Source organism: Halomonas sp. LMYGS-3, assembly GCF_059509875.1.
In genome coordinates this window covers 1-21,526 of the sequence record NZ_JCAKFQ010000037.1, presented here as the reverse complement: position 1 = coordinate 21,526, position 21,526 = coordinate 1, and the positions used below count along the sequence as shown (strand labels likewise).

General features: G+C 66.5%; 17 protein-coding genes. 16 read left to right on the top strand and 1 reads right to left on the bottom strand.

The features are described from left to right. Positions 1-78 precede the first annotated feature (78 nt). The 6 genes from AC5W54_RS20705 to AC5W54_RS20680 all read left to right on the top strand — a co-directional run bounded on the left by AC5W54_RS20705 (position 79) and on the right by AC5W54_RS20680 (position 9,828). The gene (locus AC5W54_RS20705) at positions 79-1,755 is read left to right on the top strand and encodes an AMP-binding protein (protein ID WP_495963989.1); all 1,677 of its coding nucleotides are present in this window, start codon (positions 79-81) and stop codon (positions 1,753-1,755) included. Positions 1,756-2,197: 442 nt separating this feature from the next. Beyond that, entirely contained in the window at positions 2,198-6,154 is a 3,957-nt protein-coding gene (hrpA, locus tag AC5W54_RS20700; protein ID WP_495963999.1) for an ATP-dependent RNA helicase HrpA, read from the top strand. Beyond that, entirely contained in the window at positions 6,151-7,272 is a 1,122-nt protein-coding gene (locus tag AC5W54_RS20695) for a beta-ketoacyl-ACP synthase III (protein ID WP_495963988.1), read from the top strand. Before hrpA ends, AC5W54_RS20695 begins: the two co-directional genes overlap by 4 nt. A gap of 63 nt (positions 7,273-7,335) precedes the next feature. Next, a complete protein-coding gene (locus tag AC5W54_RS20690; protein WP_495963998.1) occupies positions 7,336-8,127 on the top strand; it encodes an MlaA family lipoprotein in 792 nt (263 codons plus the stop codon). Positions 8,128-8,138: 11 nt separating this feature from the next. Continuing rightward, the gene (locus tag AC5W54_RS20685; RefSeq protein WP_495963987.1) at positions 8,139-9,332 is read left to right on the top strand and encodes a PP2C family protein-serine/threonine phosphatase; all 1,194 of its coding nucleotides are present in this window, start codon (positions 8,139-8,141) and stop codon (positions 9,330-9,332) included. Further along, positions 9,319-9,828 carry an STAS domain-containing protein gene (locus AC5W54_RS20680; RefSeq protein ID WP_495963986.1) on the top strand — a complete coding sequence of 170 codons (510 nt, stop codon included), beginning with the start codon at positions 9,319-9,321 and terminating at the stop codon, positions 9,826-9,828. The genes AC5W54_RS20685 and AC5W54_RS20680 overlap by 14 nt, the downstream gene beginning before the upstream one ends. 62 nt (positions 9,829-9,890) lie before the next feature. Here the strand turns inward: AC5W54_RS20680 and tal are convergent, their stop codons facing one another. Continuing rightward, positions 9,891-10,853 carry a transaldolase gene (tal, locus tag AC5W54_RS20675; RefSeq protein ID WP_495963985.1) on the bottom strand — a complete coding sequence of 321 codons (963 nt, stop codon included), beginning with the start codon at positions 10,851-10,853 and terminating at the stop codon, positions 9,891-9,893. A 137-nt stretch (positions 10,854-10,990) separates the two neighbouring features. Here tal and AC5W54_RS20670 point away from each other — a divergent pair, with 137 nt between their 5' ends. The 10 genes from AC5W54_RS20670 (at position 10,991) to AC5W54_RS20625 (ending at position 21,356) form a co-directional block, all read left to right on the top strand. After that, positions 10,991-12,175 (top strand): multidrug effflux MFS transporter, encoded by a 1,185-nt coding sequence (locus AC5W54_RS20670; RefSeq protein WP_495963984.1) that lies wholly within the window; start codon positions 10,991-10,993, stop codon positions 12,173-12,175. Then, positions 12,168-12,899, top strand: a complete 732-nt coding sequence (locus AC5W54_RS20665; RefSeq protein ID WP_495963983.1) for a sulfite exporter TauE/SafE family protein — start codon at positions 12,168-12,170, stop codon at positions 12,897-12,899. The genes AC5W54_RS20670 and AC5W54_RS20665 overlap by 8 nt, the downstream gene beginning before the upstream one ends. A 110-nt stretch (positions 12,900-13,009) precedes the next feature. Then, positions 13,010-14,038 (top strand): substrate-binding domain-containing protein, encoded by a 1,029-nt coding sequence (locus AC5W54_RS20660; RefSeq protein WP_495963982.1) that lies wholly within the window; start codon positions 13,010-13,012, stop codon positions 14,036-14,038. 98 nt (positions 14,039-14,136) lie between these two features. Then, a complete protein-coding gene (gene pstC, locus AC5W54_RS20655) occupies positions 14,137-15,393 on the top strand; it encodes a phosphate ABC transporter permease subunit PstC (protein WP_495963981.1) in 1,257 nt (418 codons plus the stop codon). Positions 15,394-15,411: 18 nt separating this feature from the next. After that, positions 15,412-16,578 carry a phosphate ABC transporter permease PstA gene (pstA, locus tag AC5W54_RS20650; RefSeq protein ID WP_495963980.1) on the top strand — a complete coding sequence of 389 codons (1,167 nt, stop codon included), beginning with the start codon at positions 15,412-15,414 and terminating at the stop codon, positions 16,576-16,578. Positions 16,579-16,604: 26 nt separating this feature from the next. Then, a complete protein-coding gene (gene pstB, locus AC5W54_RS20645) occupies positions 16,605-17,441 on the top strand; it encodes a phosphate ABC transporter ATP-binding protein PstB (protein ID WP_495963979.1) in 837 nt (278 codons plus the stop codon). 103 nt (positions 17,442-17,544) lie between these two features. Further along, the gene (locus AC5W54_RS20640) at positions 17,545-18,594 is read left to right on the top strand and encodes an ArsJ-associated glyceraldehyde-3-phosphate dehydrogenase (RefSeq protein WP_495963978.1); all 1,050 of its coding nucleotides are present in this window, start codon (positions 17,545-17,547) and stop codon (positions 18,592-18,594) included. Next, the gene (arsJ, locus tag AC5W54_RS20635) at positions 18,587-19,825 is read left to right on the top strand and encodes an organoarsenical effux MFS transporter ArsJ (protein ID WP_495963977.1); all 1,239 of its coding nucleotides are present in this window, start codon (positions 18,587-18,589) and stop codon (positions 19,823-19,825) included. Before AC5W54_RS20640 ends, arsJ begins: the two co-directional genes overlap by 8 nt. A 185-nt stretch (positions 19,826-20,010) precedes the next feature. Next, on the top strand, positions 20,011-20,880 hold the full coding sequence (locus AC5W54_RS20630; protein ID WP_495963976.1) for a class I SAM-dependent methyltransferase: 870 nt from the start codon (positions 20,011-20,013) through the stop codon (positions 20,878-20,880). Positions 20,881-21,059: 179 nt separating this feature from the next. Then, a complete protein-coding gene (locus AC5W54_RS20625) occupies positions 21,060-21,356 on the top strand; it encodes a metalloregulator ArsR/SmtB family transcription factor (RefSeq protein ID WP_495963997.1) in 297 nt (98 codons plus the stop codon). The last annotated feature ends 170 nt before the right edge of the window (positions 21,357-21,526 follow it).

Sequence of the window (21,526 nt, the reverse complement as noted above, 5' to 3'; positions counted from 1 at the left end):
TGCCATGGCGGTATATCGTATGGCACCGGGAAAACAATAACCGTCGCACGCCGTCGACGATACGAGGAGATCGCATCCATGAACGAGCAGGCCAACGCCCCGATCCTGATCGGCCCCGAGCTGGAAGGGCTCGACCACTACGATTCGGTGATGGATGTCTTCCACGCCTCGGTCAAGCGTTTCGCCGACAAGCCGGCTTTCAGCTGCATGGGACAGACCATCACCTATGCCGAACTCGATCGTCTCTCCGGCGACTTCGCCGCCTGGCTGCAGCACGAGACCGGCTTGCAGCCGGGCGATCGCATCGCCATCCAGTTGCCCAACGTGCTCCAGTTCCCGGTGGCGGTGTTCGGTGCCCTGCGTGCCGGCCTGGTGGTGGTCAACACCAATCCGCTCTACACCGAACGCGAGATGGTGCACCAGTTCAAGGATTCCGGCACCAAGGCCATCCTGATCCTGGCCAACATGGCCGACAAGCTCGAAAGGATCCTCGACCGTACCGACATCCAGCATGTGCTGGTCACCGAGCTCGGCGACCTGCATCGCTTCCCCAAGCGGCAGTTGATCAATGCCGTGGTCAAGTATGTCAAGAAGATGGTCCCCAGTTTCTCGCTGCCCGATGCCACGCCCTTCCGGCAGGCGCTCAAGAGGGGGGGCGGGCGTCGCCACAAGGAGGTCGCTCGCCAGGCCGACGATATCGCCGCGCTGCAGTACACCGGCGGTACCACGGGGCTGGCCAAGGGCACCATGCTCACCCACCGCAACCTGATCGCCAACATGCTCCAGGCGCGTCAGGCCATCGGGCCCGCCCTGAGTGACGGCGCCGAGACCATCATTGCGCCGCTGCCGGTCTATCACATCTACACCTTCACGGTGAACTGCCTGTTCATGGTGGAGACCGGTAACCACTCCATTCTCATTACCAATCCGCGTGACCTGGACAACTTCGTCAAGGAGCTCAAGGGCCTCCCGTTCACCGGGTTCATCGGCCTGAATACCCTGTTCAATGCCCTGTGCAACCGCGAGGATTTCCGCAGCCTCGACTTCTCGAAGCTGCACCTGACCATCTCCGGGGGCATGGCGTTGACCAAGGCGGTGGCGCAACGCTGGGAGGAGATCACCGGCTGTGCCATCGCCGAGGGCTACGGACTCACCGAGACCTCGCCGATCGTCAGCTTCAATCCCGTCGACGCCATCCAGCTCGGCACCATCGGCAAGCCCGTGGCCGGCACCTCGGTGAAGGTGACCGATGCCGACGGCCACGACCTGCCGCTGGGCGAGCCCGGAGAGCTCTGTGTCAAGGGCCCCCAGGTGATGAAGGGCTACTGGAATCGCGACGACGACACCGCCAAGGCGATCGACGCCGATGGCTGGTTCCATACCGGCGACATCGCTGTGCTCCAGGAAGACGGTTATATCCGTATCGTCGATCGCAAGAAGGACATGATTCTGGTGTCCGGCTTCAACGTCTATCCCAACGAGATCGAGGATGTCGTGGCCGCCCACCCGGGCGTGGTGGAATCCGCCGCCGTGGGGGTTCCCGACGAGGCCAGCGGTGAGGCGATCAAGCTGTTCGTGGTGGCGAAGGACGACACACTGGACGCCGAGTCGCTGCGTGCCTGGTGCAAGAAGGAGCTCGCCGGCTACAAGGTGCCGAAGTTCGTCGAGTTCCGCGACGAGCTACCGAAGACCAATGTGGGGAAGGTGCTGCGCCGCCAGCTGCGCGACGAGGGGCAAGAGAAGAACCAAGCGTGAGGTTCGACAGCTCCCGCTGCCCAAGACGCTCATGTGTTCAGGAAGGTGCTGCGCCGCCAGCTGCGCGACGAGGGGCAAGAGAAGAACCAGGCGTGAGGTTCGACAGCTCCCGCTGCCCAAGACGCTCATGTGTTCAGAAAGGTGCTGCGCCGCCAGCTGCGCGACGAGGATCAGGGCAAGGCGCCGGCCTGAGCCGTCGGCCGCTCGATAGACTGACTATGGCGATCCCATAGTCAACGCCAATGACCCGGATTAGGCGCGGCCGTCACCGTGGCGTTACAATGAGCTGCCCGTTCCGGCTTCCGGAGCGGGCAGTGTCTTTGCTCTCAATTCACCGGAGTCGATCGAGCCCAACGTGACCACCGCCACCCGTTCGCAAGCCCCCACCAACCTCGCCGCCCCCGACGAACTCCAGGCCCTGCGCCGGGGGCTCGATGGCGCCATGCTGCGCGATGTCCCGGCCCTGGACAAGCGCCTGCGCGGCCTGGCCCGGCGGCTGAAGGAGGGCAAGCCGGTGGATCGCGGGCTCGCCCAGGTGCGCGAGGCGGTGGAGCGTTCGCGGCGGATGACCGCCCGCCGCCGCGATATTCCGGTGACCCTGAACTACCCGCCCGAGTTGCCGGTGGCCGAGCGTCGCGACGAGATCCTCGCGGCGCTGCGGGACCACCAGGTGGTGGTGGTCGCCGGCGAGACCGGCTCCGGCAAGACCACCCAGTTGCCCAAGCTCTGTCTGGAGCTGGGGCTGGGGCGCCGCGGCCTGATCGGCCACACCCAGCCGCGCCGCCTGGCGGCCCGCTCGGTGGCGGCGCGCCTGGCCGAAGAGATGCAGGTGCCGCTGGGGGAGCAGGTGGGCTATCAGGTGCGTTTCACCGACCAGACCGGCGACGACACCCTGGTCAAGCTGATGACCGACGGCATCCTGCTGGCCGAGACCCGCCACGATCCGGACCTGCGCCGCTACGATACGATCATCATCGACGAGGCCCACGAGCGCAGCCTCAACATCGATTTCCTGCTCGGCTACCTCAAGCGGTTGCTGGCGCGCCGTCCCGACCTCAAGGTGATCATCACCTCGGCGACCATCGACGTGGAACGTTTCTCTGCACACTTCGCCCTGCCGGGGCCCGACGGCACGCCGCGACCGGCACCGGTGGTGGAGGTCTCCGGTCGCACCTACCCGGTGGAGGTGCGCTATCGCCCGCTGGTCCGCGAGGCCGATGACGAGGCCGACCGCACCCTGCAGGAGGGCATCCTCCACGCGGTGGAGGAGATCGAGTCCATCGAGCGCGACCGGCGCTGGTTCCACGGCCCGCGCGACATCCTGGTATTCCTGCCCGGTGAGCGCGAGATCCGCGAGACCGCCGACACCCTGCGCCGCGCCGACCTGAAGGCCACCGAGATCCTGCCGCTCTATGCCAGGCTCTCCAATGCCGAGCAGAATCGCGTCTTCGCCTCCCACGCCGGGCGGCGCATCGTGCTGGCCACCAACGTGGCCGAGACCTCGCTCACCGTGCCCGGCATCCGCTACGTCATCGACCCGGGCCTGGTGCGCATCAGCCGCTACAGCTACAAGGCGAAGATCCAGCGCTTGCCGGTCGAGCCGGTCAGCCAGGCCAGCGCCGACCAGCGCAAGGGGCGCTGTGGCCGCATCGCCGAGGGGGTGTGCATACGCCTCTATGATGAGGAGGACTTCCTCGCCCGGCCCGACTTCACCGATCCCGAGATCCGCCGTACCAACCTGGCCTCGGTGATCCTCTCGATGCTGTCGCTGCTGTCGTTGAAACCCGATGACATCTCGGACTTTCCCTTCGTCGACCCGCCCGATTCGCGTTTCGTCACCGATGGCTTCCGGCTACTGTTCGAGCTCGGCGCGGTGGACGCCGGCAACCGCCTGACGCCGATCGGTCGCCGTCTGGCCCGGCTGCCCATCGACCCGCGTCTGGCGCGCATGGTGCTGGCCGGCGCGGAGCAGGGTGGCCTGCGCGAGGTATTGATCGTGGTCTCGGCGCTGGCGGTGCAGGACCCCCGCGACCGCCCGGCCGACAAGCGCGAGGCCGCCGACCAGGCGCATCGCCGCTGGCACGACCCGGACTCCGACTTCATGGCCCTGCTCAACCTGTGGCACGGTTTCGAGGCCGCCCGCGAGGAACTCTCCGGCAACCGCCTGCGCCGCTGGTGTCGCGACCACTACCTGAACTACCTGCGCCTGCGTGAGTGGCACGACACCTTCCGCCAGCTGCGCCAGCTGCTGCGCGACATGGAGATCGAGGTGCCGCCGCCGGCGCCACGACCCGCGGCCCGGTCAGGTGGAGAGGCGGACGGTGAGGCGGCTGCCCGGGCTCGCCGCGAGAACGCCGTGCGCCTCCACCAGGCGCTGCTGACCGGCTTGCTCTCGCACCTGGGGCTGCTCACCGAGAACCGCGAGTACCTGGGGGCGCGCAACCGCAAGTTCTTCATTCACCCCGGCTCGGGCCTGGCGAAGAAGTCGCCCAAGTGGCTGATGGCCTTCGAACTGGTCGAGACCTCGAAGCTCTTCGCCCGCACCGTGGCGAAGATCGACCCCCAGTGGATCGAGCCGCTGGCCGGCCACCTGGTCAAGCGCTCCTACAGCGAGCCCCACTGGGAGAGGAAACGGGCCCAGGTGGTGGCCAGCGAGCAGGTGACCCTGTTCGGCCTGCCCATCGTCTCCGGACGCAAGGTGCACTACGGGCCCATTGCGCCGCAGGAATCGCGGGAGCTCTTCATCCGTCGGGCCCTGGTCGAGGGGGAGTTTCACACCCGGGGCGAATTCTTCGCCCACAACCGGGCCCTGGTCGAGGAGGTCGAGGACCTCGAGGACCGTGCCCGACGTCGCGACATCCTGGTCGACGAGGAGACCCTCTTCGCCTTCTACGACGAGCGCATCCCGGACGATATCCATAACGGCAAGGGCTTCGAGGCCTGGCGCACGCGTGCCGAGCGCGATGATCCCGACCTCCTCAAGTTCGACCGTGCCGCCCTGCTGGCCCGGGAGGCCGAGGAGGTCACCGCGGCCCAGTATCCCGACGAGCTGGTACTGAATGGGGTGCGCTACCCGCTCGGCTATCACTTCGAGCCCGGCGCGCCGGACGACGGCGTTACCCTGACCGTGCCGGCGGCGATGCTGCCCCAGCTGCCGCTGGCCCGTCTCGAGTGGCTGGTGCCGGGGCTGCTGCGCGAAAAGTGCATCGCGCTGATGAAGTCGCTGCCCAAGGCGGTTCGTCGCCAGGTGGTGCCGATTCCCGACTGGGTCGATGCGGCGCTGGCGACCCTCGTCCCCGACGATGTGCCGCTCACCGAGGCACTGGGCGAGTTCCTGCGCCGCCGCACCGGGGTACGCCTCCATCCCGACGACTGGCAGCCGGACCAGCTCGAGCCGCATCTGGTGATGAACCTTCGGGTGGTCGATCATGCCGGCAAGACGCTCGGCCAGGGGCGCGATGCACGCCAGCTCGAGCGCCGCTTCGAGGCGGCGGCGGGGCAGGGCGCCCGGGCGCTGGCCGAGGAGGCCAGGCTCGAGGCACCGGTCGATGGGTTACCCGAGGCGGCACTGCCGGAGTCCCGGGTCACCACCCAGGCCGGGATCCGCGTCGAGGCCTACCCCGCCCTGGTGCCGGATGGCGAGCGCTTCCGGGTCGAGCTCTTCGACCACCCCGACAAGGCCCATGAGGCCCACCGCGATGGCGTGGTGCGCCTGGCGATGCAGCGCCTGCCCGACGCAGTGAGGGCCATCGAGCGCCTCAAGGGGCTCGAGACCTGTGCGCTGCTGTTCGCCAAGGTGGGCAGCAAGCGTCAGCTCCGCGAGGACCTGGTCACGACGGTGTTCCGCCAGGTGGTGGCGATGACACCGTTGCCGCGTTCGGCCGCCGAGCTCGAGGCGCGCCTCGACGAGACCCGGGCCGCACTGATACCCCGGGCCGAGGCGCGACTGGTGACCCTGGAGGCGGCCCTGAAGGGGCACCTGGTGGTGACCAAGGCGTTGAAGGGCAACCTGAATCTGGCGCTGGCACTGGTATACAGTGACCTCAAGGCACAGATGCAGCGGCTGGTGCACCCCGGTTTCGTCGGCGAAGCGGGAGAGTGGCTCGAGGAGTATCCTCGCTACATGGAGGCGGCGCTGATCCGCCTGGAGAAGGCCCCACGGGAGCGCATGCGCGACCAGATGCACATGCAGGAGGTCCAGGGCTTTGAGCAGCGCCTGGCCGCTCGCCGCGAGAGCGAGCGCCGCGGCGGAGTCGAGAACCCGGCGCTGGTGGAGTTCGGCTGGTGGATCGAGGAACTGCGGGTCTCGCTCTTCGCCCAGCAACTGGGCACGAAGTTTCCGGTCTCGGTCAAGCGTCTCGAGAGGCGCTGGGCAGAACTCACAGGGAGAACAGCATGACCAAGGTGGTGATCACCGGCACCGGACTCTTCACGCCGGAGCACGCCGTCGACAACGATGCCCTGGTGGCAGCGTTCAATGCCTGGGTGGATGCCGACAACGCCCGCCACGCCGAGGCCATCGCCGCCAGCGAGCACGAGCCGCTGGCGCACTCCAGCACCGATTTCATCGTCAAGGCCTCTGGCATCCACAGCCGCTACGTGCTCGATGCCGAGGGCATCCTCGACCCCGAGCGGATGCGCCCGAAGCTGCCCGAGCGCAGCAACGACGAGCCCTCCATCCAGTGCGAGATGGGCATGAAGGCCGCCGCCCCGGCGCTGGCATCGGCAGGGGTGGCTGCCGCCGACATCGACCTGGTGATCGTGGCCTGCTCGAACCTCGAGCGCCCCTATCCGGCCCTCGCGGTGGAGCTGCAGAGTGCCCTCGGCGCGGGGGGCTACGCCTTCGACATGAACGTGGCCTGCAGCTCGGCCACCTTCGCCATGGAGACCGCGGCCAATGCTATCCGGGCCGGCAGCGCGCGGCGGGCCCTGGTGGTCAGCCCGGAAATCTGCTCGGCACACCTCAACTTCCGCGACCGCGACAGCCATTTCATCTTCGGTGATGCCTGCACCGCCATCGTGCTGGAGAGTGATGAAGTGGCCACCGCCGACGGCGGCTTCGAGATTCTCGGCACCCGCCTGGTGACGCGCTTCTCCAATGCCATCCGCAACAACGCCGGCTTCCTCAACCGGGTCACCGACAGCGATCCGCAGGCGCTGGACAAGCTGTTCGTCCAGGAGGGGCGCCGGGTGTTCAAGGAGGTCTGCCCGCTGGTGGCGGCACTGATCACCGACCACCTCGCGAGCCTCGAGCTCGCGGGCGGTGATCTCTCGCGGCTGTGGCTGCATCAGGCCAACCGCCACATGAACGATATGATCGCCCGCCGCGTACTCGGCCACGACCCGAGTCCCGAGCAGGCACCGATCATCCTCGATCGCTACGCCAACACCAGTTCGGCGGGCTCGATCATCGCCTTTCACCTGCACCGCGAGGATCTTGTCTCCGGGACACTCGGCGTGGTCTGCTCCTTCGGTGCCGGCTACAGTGCCGGCAGCGTCGTGGTACGCCGCCGGTGAGGGGATGTAGTGATCGAGATGGGGAAATACGAACTGCTGCCAGGGAAGGGACCTGTGATCGAGATGAGGCGCGAGGAGCGACAAGATGGAAGGAGCGTGGCCGGCCGCGGCCCGGTGGCGCTGCTGGCGGTGGCACTGCTGGCCGGTTGTGCCAGCACCGGTGCGGTGGAGGAGCGCCATCCCGACGACCCCTGGGAAGGGTTCAATCGGCGGGTGTTCGCCTTCAACGATGCCCTGGACCGGGCGGTGCTACGGCCGGTGGCGCGGGGCTACCGCAAGGTGACGCCGCAGCCGGTGCAGACGGGGGTGGGCAACTTCTTCTCCAACCTCGGCGAGATCCGCACCGCACTCAACAGTGCGCTGCAGGGCAAGCCGGGCAACGCCGGCATTGCCACGTCACGGTTCCTGATCAACACCACGGTGGGCATCGGCGGCCTGTGGGACTTCGCCACCCACATGGAGATCACCGGCCGCGAGGAGGACTTCGGCCAGACCCTCGGGACCTGGGGGGTGGGCGAGGGGCCCTATCTGGTGTTGCCCTTCCTCGGCCCGAGCACCGTGCGGGATACTGCTGGCCTGCCGCTGGACATGTACACTTATCCCGTCACCTACGTGGAGGATGACAAGGTGCGCTACGGGCTGACCGGATTGAGGGTAGTGGATGCACGAGCCGGCCTGCTCGATCAGGAGGAACTGATCCGTGGCGATCGCTATAGTTTCATCCGCGATGCCTGGCTGCAGCGGCGGCGTTTCGAGGTCAGCGATGGCGAGCTGGGTGACGATCCCTTCGCCAGCGATGAGTACGACTTCGATTTCGACGATTCGGATTTCGACGACGACGCGTTCGTCGATTGAGGCTCCCTGGCATGGAACGTCCCAAGCAGCTGATTGGAGTGATCGACGTCCCGGGCGAGGCCAGGGATGCCCTGGCCGAAACCATCGCCCGGGATGGGTTGGTGGTGTTCGCCGCGGACCGCATGGACGACCTGCCACCGGAGACGGCACTGGTGGTAGCCCATGCCCGCGCGGTGCCCAGTAATGACTGGGCACGCCTCAGCGCCCACCTGCCAACCCTGGTGGTCAGTGACAAGCGCCTGGATGCGGACCTGCTCAAGGCGGTGGATGCGGGGCTGATCGACTATATCGTCGACCCGCTGCGTCATGGACAGCTGCTGCGCCGCATGATCCGCAAGGCGATCGAGCTGCACCGGCTCGCCGAGGAGCGGGCCCAGGATCGCGAGCGGCTCGCCGATCTCAACGAGAGCCTCGAGACCCACCTGGCGATGCTGCGCATGGACCAGCAGGCCGGTGGCCAGATCCAGCGCAAGCTCCTTCCGGCGCGGCCGCAGACGGTCGGCGGGGTGACCTGCGACTACTGGCTGGCGCCGTCGCTCTATCTGTCGGGCGACTTTCTCGACTTCCAGCGCTTCGATGACCGTTTCGTCCTCTTCTACTTCGCCGATGTGTCGGGCCACGGCGCCTCTTCGGCCTTCGTCACGGTGCTGTTGAAGTACCTCTCCAATCGCTGGCAGGGTGAGTGGGACGGCACCCGGCCGGAAGCGCTGGCACCGCGCTGGCTGGCGGAGCTCAACCGCGAGCTGCTGGACACCGGCATCGGCAAGCACGCCACCCTGTTCGTCGGGGTGATTGACCTGGAGCGTCGCTATCTGCACTATTCGCTGGGCGCACAGCTACCCATGCCGCTGCTGGTGGCGAATGGCGAGGTCCAATCCCTGGTCGGAGAGGGCATGCCCGTGGGGTTGTTCCCGGGCGTCGAATACCCCCCCCTGGGGTGTCCGCTGCCGGCGAACTTCCGACTGTGGCTGTGTTCCGATGGGATACTGGAGTGCCTGCCGGGCGAAACGCTCGACATGCGGCTCAGGGAACTCGAGCAGCGGGTACGTACCAGCGAGACGCTGGAGGACCTGCGGGACAGTCTGGCCCTGGGAGACGTTTCCACCGACGACGAGACCGTTGTCGAGGATGGCCCGGGGCTGGATAAATTGCCTGATGACCTGACGATCATGATGTTGAGCGGATTTGGCGATGATGATTCATGAAGGCCGCATCAAGGCGGCGTTCGACTCCGGGGTCTTCGTACTCAAGCTGTGCGGTGACGTGCGCCTGACCCTCTGCGCCACCCTGGACAGCCAGGCGCAGCGGCTCTCCGAGACCCCTGGGCTCCGGGCGGTGATGATCGACCTGCGGGAAGCCACCAACGTGGATTCCACGGCCCTGGGCTTCCTGGCCAAGGTGGCCATGGCGGTGCAGGGCAAGCTCGAGCAGCCGCCCACTATCGTCGCCGACCATCCCGATGTTCAGCGCATGCTCGACGTCATGGGATTCGAGCGCTACTTCACCCTGGTGGAGGCGCCGATCACCGAGCCCTGCGAGCTCAGCGACCTGCCCGAGGTACCTGCCGACGAGGAGGCGCTGCGCCGGCGCATCCTCGAGGCGCACCGCATCCTGATGCACATGAATGAGCACAATCGCGAGGAGTTCCAGCCCCTCGTGGAGATGCTGGAGGCCCAGGAGGCCGCGTCGCACCACCATTGAGCCGCGAACATCTCGATGATGCCCGCAGGCTCGCGGCAGATGGCGCCGAGGCCGCCCCGCAGCTACCGGCGCGTCTCCGACTCGCGGGTTCCTTTTCTCAGTTCCCCCAGCAGGGCTTCGAGCTTGCGCTGATCGTCCATGAACTTGCGGATCCCCTCGGCCAGTTTCTCGGTGGCCATGGCATCCTCGTTCATCGCCCAGCGGAACTCGGACTCGTCCAGCGGTTCCGGCGTGCGGGTCTCGGCATCCAGCGGCGCGAGGCGACGCTCCAGGGTGCCCGGGCTCTCGGCGAGTTCGCCGAGCAGGGCAGGGGAGATGGTCAGGCGGTCACAACCGGCCAGCGCCAGGATCTCACCGGTGTTGCGAAAGCTCGCACCCATCACCACGGTATCGTAGCCGTGGCCCTTGTAGTGTTCGTAGATGCTCCTGACCGACTGCACGCCCGGGTCGCGCTCGCCGGTGAAATCGGCGTCGGGTTCGCGCGCCTTGTGCCAGTCGAGGATGCGTCCGACGAAAGGCGAAACCAGGGTCACCCCGGCATCGGCGCAGACCCGGGCCTGGGTGAAGCCGAACAGCAGGGTGAGGTTGGTGTGGATGCCCTCACGCTCGAGCTGGCGAGCGGCGCGGATGCCCTCCCAGGTGGAGGCTATCTTGATCAGGATGCGCTCGGGGCCGATGCCGTGGCGGTCGTAGCGCTCGATCAGTGAGCGCGCCCGATTGAGGGTGGCTTCGGTGTCGAAGGAGAGCCTGGCGCTGACTTCGGTGGAGACATAGCCTGGTACCAGCTCGCTGATTTCGCTGCCGATCTCGACGGCTACCGCGTCGAGGGCGTCGTCGATGTCGATGGCCCGGCGGGCGATCTCCTGCAGCCGTGCGCGGCGCGCCTCCTGCTGGGCGGCCTGGAGGATCAGTGAGGGGTTGGTCGTCGCATCGGTGGGTTGGAAGCGCCGAATGGCCTCGATATCGCCGGTGTCTGCGACTACCGTGGTCATGCGCTTGAGTTGCGTTAGCAGATCGTCTGCCATTGGGCCTGGCTCCTGATTGAAGATGATTCCACTGTAACAAGGCTGTGCGAGCGGGAACAGATACCGGCAGGCGTCACCTCGATGGGTTATCATTAGCTGCCTATCAAAGACTCGCTGACTTGCGGAAAGGAGATCCCTTGACCCTCAACGCGCGACGCGTGGCACTGCTGGTGGCGGCCAATACGGCGCTGGCTCCCTTCGCCATCGATGCCTACCTGCCCGCCATGTCGGCACTGGCCGCCAGTGTGGGGGCCAGTATCCATCACACCGAGCTGTCGATCAGCGTCTTCCTGGCCGGGTTCGCCATCGGCCAGCTGCTCTTCGGCCCGCTCTCCGACCGGCTGGGGCGCAAGCCGGTACTGCTCGGCGGGCTGGTCGCCTTCCTGCTGGCCAGCCTGGCGATCACCACCATCGGCTCGCTCTCCGAGCTGCTCGTCTGGCGCTTCGTCCAGGCACTGGGCGGCGGCGCCTGCGTGGTCAACTCGGCGGCCATCGTGCGCGACCGTTTCAGTGGCCGCGAAGCGGCAAGCGTGATGTCGACCATGGTCATGATCATGATGCTGGCCCCCCTGGTGGCACCGATGGTGGGCAGCGGGCTCCTCTACCTGGCGGACTGGTGGCTGATCTTCGTCTTTCTGGCCGTCTATGCCGCCTTCCTGCTGTGGCTGATGGGTACCCGCTTGCCGGAGACGCGCGATCCCGACTCACCGGTGGCCTCGCCGCGTCAGGTGCTGCTCAACTACGCCAGCGTGCTCCGCCACCGCGAAGGCATGGGCTACATCTGCGCGGTGGCCGCCTCCTTCGGGGGACTGTTCGCCTTCGTCACCGCCTCGCCCTACCTCTATCTGGAACATTTCGGCCTCTCGCCGGCCATGTACCCGCTGGTCTTCGGCGCCAATGTGGTGGTGATCGCGCTCTCCAACCGGGTCAACATCCACTTGCTCAAGACCCGCACCCCGCAGCAGAACCTGCACCTGGGGCTCAGCGTGCAACTGGCGGCGGCCGCGGCGCTGGTGCTGGCGGCGGCGATGGGGCTCGCCTCGCTGCCCGTGGTGGTGGGGCTGGTCATGGTCTATGCCGGGATGATCGGCTTGATCACCCCCAACGCCATGTCATCCCTGCTCGACCACTTCGGGCACATGAGTGCCACGGCCACGGCGCTGATGGGGGGCATCAAGTTCGGTGCCGCCGCCTTGGCGGGGGTGATGGTGGGGGCCTTCGAGATCGAGAGCCTCTGGCCGATGGTGCTTACCATGCTGGCGGCGTCGCTGGTCGGCAACTGGGGGCTGAGAACCCTGGGAGGGAGGCCGGTCCATGCCTGAGGCGCTGGCCTGGCTCGACATGAGCCCCGGGACATGGGTTGCCTGTGCCCTGGTGCTGGCACTCGGCGCCTTCGTTCAACGCGCCACCGGTTTCGGCCTGGCAGTGGTGGGGGCGCCACTGCTGCTGATGCTGGAGCCGCGCCTGGTGCCGGTGATCCTGGTGCTGTTCGGTCTCATGGTGTCGCTGATGATGATGCGCCGCTACCGCCGCGAGGTGCGGCTGGGTGAGATCGGTATGGCGCTGCTGGGGCGCTTGCCCGGCAACGGGCTGGGGCTGTGGCTGCTGCTGGCCGCCCCGATGGCGGTGCTGGAGAAATTCATCGCCGCCAGCGTGCTGTTTGCCGTGGCGGTGACCCTGTTCCGCTTCCGTCTGCCGGTCAACGGCGTGAGTCTGTTCGGCGCCGGGGTGTTGTCGGGGGTCTTCGGTACCGTGGCGGCGATTGGCGGGCCGCCCATTGTATTGCTGCTGCACGGCCTGTCGCCGGATCGGCTGCGCGGTAATCTGGCCGCCTTCTTCATCATCACTTCGCTGCTGACGCTGGCCACCCTGGCGCTAGCCGGTCAGGTGCGCCTCTGGCACCTGGGCCTGGCGGCGACCTTCCTGCCGGTCGTGCTCGTCGGCAATGCGCTGGCCGACCGCATCGCCCCTCGCCTCGATCGTCGCCTGTTGCAGGGCGCGTCGCTGGCACTCTGCACCCTGGCCGCACTGGGGCTGCTGATCTGATTCGGCGCTCGCCACGAGATCCATTCGTCCTGTCATGAAGCTGTCATGCGGCTCCGGCAATCTGTGCCGTGAAAAGGCCAGACACCTTTCCAGAGACAGGAGTGACTCGCATGAACCGCATCCTCAAGAGCCGTGCTTTCAAGACCACGGTCATCGCTGCCACCGTCATGGGCGTGGTCGGTGTTGCCCAGGCCCGCGACCAGATCCGTATCGTCGGCTCCAGCACCGTCTATCCCTTCTCCAGCTACGTGGCCGAGGAGTTCGGTGCCACCACCGACTACCCGACCCCGGTCATCGAGTCCACCGGCTCCGGTGGCGGGGCTCGCCTGTTCTGCAACGGTGTGGGGGAGGGCACGCCGGACATCACCAACTCCTCGCGTCGCATGAAGGCCTCCGAGTTCGAGCGCTGCGCCGAGAACGGCGTGACCGACATCACCGAGGCGTTCATTGGCTACGACGGCATCTCCTTCGCCCAGTCCAGTGCCAACAACCCGATGCCGGTGACCCGCGAGCAGATCTTCCTGGCCGTGGCCGCCATGGTGCCGGTGGATGGCGAACTGGTGGAGAACCCCTACACCAACTGGAACCAGATCGACGACAGCCTGCCGGATCGCGAGATCGTCATCGTCGGCCCGCCCACCACCTCCGGCACCCGTGACGCCTTCGAGGAGCTGGTCCTCGAAGCCGCCTCCGAGAACTTCGAGGAGTACGACGGCGAGCACTACTCCGACGTCCGCACCGACGGTGCCTGGGTCGACGGCGGCGAGAACGACAACCTGATCGTGCAGCGCCTCACCCAGGACACCACCGCCTTCGGTATCTTCGGCTACTCCTTCCTGGAAGAGAACAGCAACGTGCTGATCGGCTCCACCATCGACGGCGTCGAGGCCGACCCCGAGACCATCGCCAGCGGCGACTACCCGGTGGCCCGCTCGATGTTCTTCTACATCAAGAACCAGCATGGCGACGACGTTCCCGCCATGTACGAGTACGCCGAGATGTTCATGAGCGAGCAGATGATCGGCGATCTGGGCTACCTGAAGGGCATCGGCCTGATCCCGGCCGCCGAGAAGGCCCGTGCCGAAGCGCGCGAGAAGGTGGCCAACCGCGTTACGCTCGAGCTGTCCGATCTGCAGTGATCGCCAGCCGGTACCGGTGAAGAGGCCGGCAGCCTGAGCTGCCGGCCCTCGTCGTATCCGGCACCCGACAACGGAACCGCATCCTCGAGAGTCTTCCGATGCAGACCAACCAACTCCTGCTGCTCTTCTGCGCCGCCCTGCTGGCGATGGGAGGGCTCGCCTTCCTGGTGGGGCGCGCCAAGGCGACCCGCACGCGGTCGGCAGGTACCGCCATGTACGCCCAGCCCGACCAGTATGCCTGGTTCGCCGCGCTTTCCACGGCCGGCCCCGCCCTGCTGGTCAGCGCCGTGGGCGGCTTCCTGCTGCTGTTGCTGGGGGCCGAGATCCCCACCCCCTACCTGCTGGCCGGCAGCCTGCTGGTGGCCGCTGCCGGGGGCATCGTGGGCATCGCCTGCGTCAGGCCGGACTTCCACGCCCGGCAGGCCATCGAGCGGGTCATCCGCTGGATATTGGCCGGTGCGGCGCTGATCTCGATCTTCACCACCTTCGGGATCCTGCTGTCGATCGTCTCCGAGGCCCTGCGCTTCTTCCGCCTGCACGGCTTCTGGGAGTTCGTCACCGGCACCGTCTGGGCGCCGGGCAACAGCTTCCTGGCCGCCGCCGGGCGTGCCGACGACGCGGCCAGTGCCGCCAGTTTCGGTTCGGTGCCGCTGTTCGCCGGCACCTTCATGATCACCGCCATCGCCATGCTGGTGGCCATTCCCGTCGGCCTGCTGGCGGCGATCTACATGTCGGAGTTCGCGCCGGCTCGCGTGCGTACCCTGGCCAAGCCCACCCTGGAGGTGCTCGCCGGCATCCCCACCGTGGTCTACGGCTTCTTCGCCGCCATCACCGTGGCCCCGCTGGTCGTCTCCCTGGCCGGCAGCCTGGGGCTGAACGCCTCCTTCAACAACGCCCTGGCGCCCGGGATCGTGATGGGCATCATGATCATTCCCTTCATCTCCTCGCTCTCCGACGACGTGATCAATGCCGTACCCGACAGCATGCGCCAGGGCTCCCTGGCGCTGGGCATGACCAAGGGTGAGACGATCCGCGACGTGGTCATACCGGCGGCCCTGCCGGGCATCATCTCCGCCTCGCTGCTGGCGGTCTCCCGGGCACTGGGCGAGACCATGATCGTGGTGATGGCCGCCGGCATGCGCCCCAACCTCACCATCAATCCACTGGAAGAGATGACCACGGTGACGGTACGCATCGTCGCGGCCCTGACCGGCGACCTGGAGTTCGAGAGCGCCGAGACGCTCTCCGCCTTCGCCCTGGGCCTGGTGCTCTTCGCGGTGACCCTGACCCTGAACCTGGTTTCGGTGATCATGATCCGCCGCTTCCGCGAGAAGTATCGCGTCAATAACCTCTAACGCCGAGGAATCTGTCCGATGAGCCAATCCTTCGACGAGATCAGCGCCCAGCTCAAGAGGCGCCACCGCAAGTCGGCGCGACTGAAGTGGATCTCCATGGGGGCACTGGGGCTGGCCGGCCTGTTCCTGGTGGTCTTCTTTGCGGACATGCTGCACAAGGGCCTGCCGGCCTTCCAGCAGGCCCAGATCCGGGTCGAGGTCGACTACAGCGAGCAGGCCAGCCAGCTGCCGCTGGCGGCCGTGGACGAGGAGGTGCGCGACCTGGTCAGCCGCGGCTGGCTGCGCACCCTGCCGCTCATGATGCGTGACGACCCCGCCCTGCTCGGCACCTCCCGCAGCGAGTGGGTGCTGGCCGACGGCCAGGTCGACCAGTACCTCAAGGGGCACGCCAACCGCCTGCGCGACGACGCCAAGGCCCGTGTCGACCGGCTGGTCGAGGAGGGGCGCGCGGAGCTGAAGTTCAACACCACCTTCTTCACCCGCGGCGACTCCAAGATGCCGGAACTCGCGGGCATCATGTCCGCGGCGATCGGCACCGTGATGACCATGCTGGTGACCCTGGTGGTGGCCTTCCCGATCGGCGTGATGACGGCGGTGTATCTCGAGGAGTTCGCCCCGGACAACCGCCTGACCCAGATCATCGAGATCAACATCAACAACCTGGCGGCGATTCCCTCGATCCTGTTCGGCCTGCTGGGCCTGGCGATCTTCATCCAGTTCTTCGGCATGCCGCGCTCCTCGCCCCTGGTGGGTGGCATGACCCTGGCGCTGATGACCCTGCCGATCATCATCATCGCCACGCGCACGGCGCTGCGCAGCGTGCCGGACTCGATCCGCCATGCCGCCTTCGGAGTGGGCTGCTCGCGCTGGCAGGTGGTGCGTGACCATGTGTTGCCGCTGGCGATGCCGGGCATCATGACCGGCTCGATCATCGGTCTGGCCCAGGCCATGGGCGAGACCGCGCCGTTGATCATCGTCGGCATGGTGGCCTTCATCCCCGACGTCGGCGCCACCCTCACCAAAGCCGCCACGGTGCTGCCGGCCCAGATCTTCACCTGGTCGGGCGAACCCGATCGCGCCTTCGTCGAGAAGACCGCCGGCGGCATCCTGGTACTGCTCTCGGTGCTGATCTTCCTCAATGCCACCGCCGTGGTACTGCGCAAGAAATTCGAGCGTCGCTGGTGAGCCAGCGCGTCACAGAGGACATCGACATGAACATGCAAGCCGCTCCCCGCCATGGCCAGGCCCCCGAGGTCGGGCAGCCCCACACGCGCAACGACGAGGCGTGCCATGACCTGAGCATCCGCGTGCGCGACCTCAGCCTCTGGTACGGCCAGAGCCAGGCCCTCAAGGGCCTCGACATCGATATCTTCGAGAAGAACGTTACGGCGTTGATCGGCCCCTCCGGCTGCGGCAAGTCGACCTTCCTGCGTTGCCTCAACCGCATGAACGACCTGATCCCGGGGGTACGCATCGAGGGCCTGGTGGAGATGGACGGCCGCGACGTCAATGCGGCGAAGATGGACGAGGTGGCACTGCGTCGCCGGGTGGGCATGGTGTTCCAGAAGCCCAACCCCTTCCCCAAGTCGATCTACGAGAACATCGCCTATGCGCCGCGCATGCACGACCTGGTCGGTCGCAAGGCGGAGCAGGACGAGCTGGTGGAGAAGGCCCTGCGCGACGCCGGCCTGTGGGAGGAGGTGAAGGACAAGCTGCACCAGCCGGGCACCTCGCTCTCGGGGGGGCAGCAGCAGCGCCTGTGCATCGCCCGGGCCATCGCCGTGCAGCCCGACGTGATCCTGATGGACGAGCCCACCTCGGCACTCGACCCGATCTCGACGGCGACCATCGAGGACCTGATGGACAAGCTCAAGCAGCAGTTCACCATCGTCACCGTGACCCACAACATGCAGCAGGCCGCACGGGTGGCGGACTACACCGCCTTCTTCCACCTCGGCGAGATCATCGAGTACAACGACACCAAGACGATGTTCTCCAACCCGGCCACCAAGAAGGCCGAGGACTACATCACCGGGCGTTACGGATAAACGCCTGGCCGAAATGGGCGTCGCTGCATGGGTCCGGCTGTCACACGATGGACACAGACTGATAGTATATATGAAACTTCATATATGACCTTGGAGAGGATCCATGCCTCAACCACTGCTTATCGGTATCAACGGCTTCGGACGCATCGGGCGGCTGACCCTGCGCAGCCTCTGGCCCCGCGTCGAATCCGGCGAGGTCGAGATCGGCCGCATCAATGACCCGGGCGGCGACGTTGCCACCTTCGCTCACCTGCTGGAGTTCGACTCGGTGCATGGACACTGGTCGCCGGGGCAGGGGATCGCCGCCGAGGATGACGCCCTGGTGATCGACGGCAAGTCCATCCCCTTCAGCACCAACCGCGAGTTGGCCGACAACGACTGGTCGGCCTGCCGGGTGGCCATCGAGTGCTCCGGCAAGATGAAGACCCGCGACAAGCTCCAGGCCTACCTGGATCAGGGCGTGGATCGTGTGGTGGTCAGTGCGCCGGTCAAGGAAGAGGGCGTGCTCAACGTGGTGATGGGGGTCAATGACGACAAGTACGACCCCGAGACGCACCGCATCGTCACCGCGGCGAGCTGCACCACCAACTGCCTGGCGCCGTCGGTCAAGGTGATCCACGAGACCTTCGGCATTCGCCACGGCTCGATGACCACGGTCCACGATATCACCAACACCCAGTCGATCCTCGATGCCCCGAACTCTCCCGGCAAACCCGACCTGCGCCGTTCGCGGGCCTGCGGCATGAGCCTGATTCCCACCACCACCGGGTCGGCCAAGGCGATCACCGCCATCTTCCCGGAGCTCACCGGCAAGCTCAACGGCCACGCCGTGCGCGTGCCGCTGGCCAACGCCTCGCTCACCGACATGGTCTTCGAGCTCGCGCGCGAGGTCACGGTGGAGGAGGTCAATGCCGCCCTGAAGGCCGCCGCCGAGGGCCCGCTTTCCGGCATCCTGGGCTATGAGGAGCGCCCGCTGGTCTCCATCGACTACCGCACCGACCCGCGCAGCTCGATCATCGACGCGCCCTCGACCATGGTGGTGAACGGCACCCAGCTCAAGCTCTACGCCTGGTACGACAACGAGTGGGGCTACGCCAACCGCACCGCCGAACTGGCACTGAAGGTAGGGAGTGAGCAGGTGGGCCGTGGCTGAGGCAGTCTCGCTCGCTGCGCGCCTCAAGGCGCTGCCCTTCGAGGTTCGCCAGTACCTGCTGATCACCGGCAACTACTGGGCCTTCACCCTGACCGATGGCGCCCTGCGCATGCTGGTGGTGCTGTACTTCCACCAGCTCGGCTACTCGCCGCTGGAAGTGGCGCTGCTGTTCCTCTTCTACGAGGCCTTCGGCGTGATCACCAACCTGGTGGGGGGCTGGCTCGGGGCGCGGCTGGGGCTCAACCGCACCATGAACGCCGGCCTGGCCTTGCAGATCGTCGCCCTGGCCATGCTGATGGTGCCCGCCGCGGCGCTGACCGTGCCCTGGGTGATGGCCGCCCAGGCGCTCTCGGGGATCGCCAAGGACCTCAACAAGATGAGCGCAAAGAGCGCGGTCAAGGTGCTGGTGCCCAAGGAGAGCGCCAGCGCCCAGAGTGCGCTCTATCGCTGGGTGGCGATCCTCACCGGCTCGAAGAACGCTCTCAAGGGGGCCGGCTTCTTCCTCGGCGGCCTGTTGCTGACCCTGATCGGCTTCCGCGGCGCGGTGATCAGTATGGCGGTGATGCTCGTCGCCGTGCTGGTGATGTCGCTGGTGCGCCTCAAGGCCGACCTGGGGCGCCAGAAGCGCAAGCCGAAGTTCCGCGAGGTATTCTCCAAGTCGCGGGCGATCAACGTGCTGGCGGCGGCGCGGCTCTGCCTGTTCGCCTCGCGCGATGTGTGGTTCGTGGTGGCCCTGCCGGTGTTCCTCTATGACCAACACGGCTGGAGCCACTGGACGGTGGGCGGGCTGCTGGCGATCTGGGTGATCGGTTACGGCGGCGTGCAGACCCAGGCGCCGCGCCTTACCGGCCTGGTGAAGGGAGGGGCACGCGGGGTCACGGCGTTCTGGGCGCTGGTGCTGGCCGGCCTGCCGGCGCTGCTGGCGCTACTGCCGCTGGCGGAGGTGGGCTGGCTGGTGGTGGGGCTGCTGGCCTTCGGTGTGCTGTTCGCCATCAACTCCAGCTGGCACAGCTACCTGATCGTCCACTACGCCCGTGCCGACGGCGTCTCCATGGACGTCGGCTTCTACTACATGGCCAATGCCATGGGCCGACTCGCCGGCACGCTGCTCTCCGGCTGGGTCTACCAGGTCTTCGGGCTTGCCGCCTGCCTGTGGATCTCGGCGGCGCTGGTGCTGGCCAGTGCCTTGATGGCCTTGGCGCTGCCGCGGGAAGGCGCCATGCAACACTGAAGCGAGGGGCGCCGGGGAGAAGCCGACGAGAAGACCCCAGCAGGGAGTGACCGTCACGAGTTCGGTGACTTCCGGTGCATGACGGGAGAACGCGGAGTCACCCTGTCCAGGCCGCTGGTACCTATACTGAGATCACGTAGTCCATGAACGGTCGCCCCATTCTCGGGTCGTTCAGCAACTCGTGAGTGGCCGACCGCCGCATTTCGATGGCCAGGGGGAAGGCTATGAGCGAGCAATTGCAAGAGGACATCCAGCGTCATTATGCCAGTCCCGAGCTAGGCCAGCGCATTCTCGAGGCCCTGCAAACGGCTGGCAAGGATCTCGACCATCTGGTGCCGGAGGACCTGGCGCCCGTGGATGAATTTCACATCCGCGGCCGTGAAGCGACCCTCGAGTTGGCAGATGCCGCCGGGGTGGAGGCGTCACACCGGGTGCTCGATGTCGGTAGCGGGATCGGTGGCTCATCACGTTGCTTGGCCGAGCGTATCGGCTGCCATGTGGTGGGCCTGGATCTGACCGAGGAATATTGTCGCGTCGCCCAGATGTTATCGGATCGCATCGGGTTGTCGGGGCTGGTCAGTTTTCGCCAGGGGAACGCCCTTGACCTGCCGTTCGCCGACGAGGCTTTCGACATCGTGTGGACGGAACATGCGGCGATGAACATTCCCGACAAGTCGCGCCTCTATGGTGAGATGCATCGGGTACTCAAGCCCGGGGGACGCCTGGCACTCCATGATGTCGTCGCCGGAACGACGGTGCCGGTCTTGTTTCCCGTGCCCTGGGCCCGCACCCCCGACACCAGCTTCCTCGTCACGGGAGAAGAGCTGCATCGGCTACTCGAGCAGGCGGGGTTTCGCATCATTGACTGGTCGGACGCCACCGAGCCCGCCCGCCGCTGGTTCACCGCGATGGCCGAACGCCTCCGGAAGGAGGGCCCACCGCCGCTGGGCTATCATCTGTTGCTCGGGGAGGACTTCATGCAGATGGCCCAGAATCAGCGCCGCAACCTCGAGGAAGGGCGTATCGCTCTGGTGCGTGTGGTCGCCACAAAGTAATGGCCAGTGTGGCAATGCGATGGCCTTATCGCTGCCACGATAGTGTGCCTGAGACAGATCGCTGTCGGCGTGCGAATGGTTCCCGTAGAATGCTACTGAATAATCGCTCTTAGGAGACTGTCTTGACGTTGCTGGAACCGGTTCGCGTCTTCAAGTGTCTCGCCGACGAGACCCGCTTGATGTTGATGCTGTTGCTGCTGCGTGAGGGGGAGCTCTGCGTCTGCGAGATGACCCATGCCCTGGAGCAGTCCCAGCCCAAGGTGTCGCGGCATCTGGCGCAGCTGCGCAATTGTGGGCTGCTCAACGATCGCCGCGAGGGGCAGTGGGTCTACTACCGCATTGCCGAGATGGTGCCGGAGTGGGTCAATGAGGTTCTGCTGGCCGCCGATAAGGGGCAGGTCGAGCGCCTCGTCAGCCTCCAGGAACGCCTCGAAGGCATGGGCAACCGTCCCGAGCGGCGGCTGGCCATGTGCTGACTGGCCTCGTCCTTCCCTAATCCACTTCAAGCCAGCGGATCGGCTTGAAGTGGTCCAATTGGAGCGGACACCCCGATAAGCCTCATAATGGAGGCAATGGAGGTGTTCATGACCAAGAAGACTCGACGTCGATTTTCCGATGAATTCAAGGCGGATGCGGTGAGCCTGGT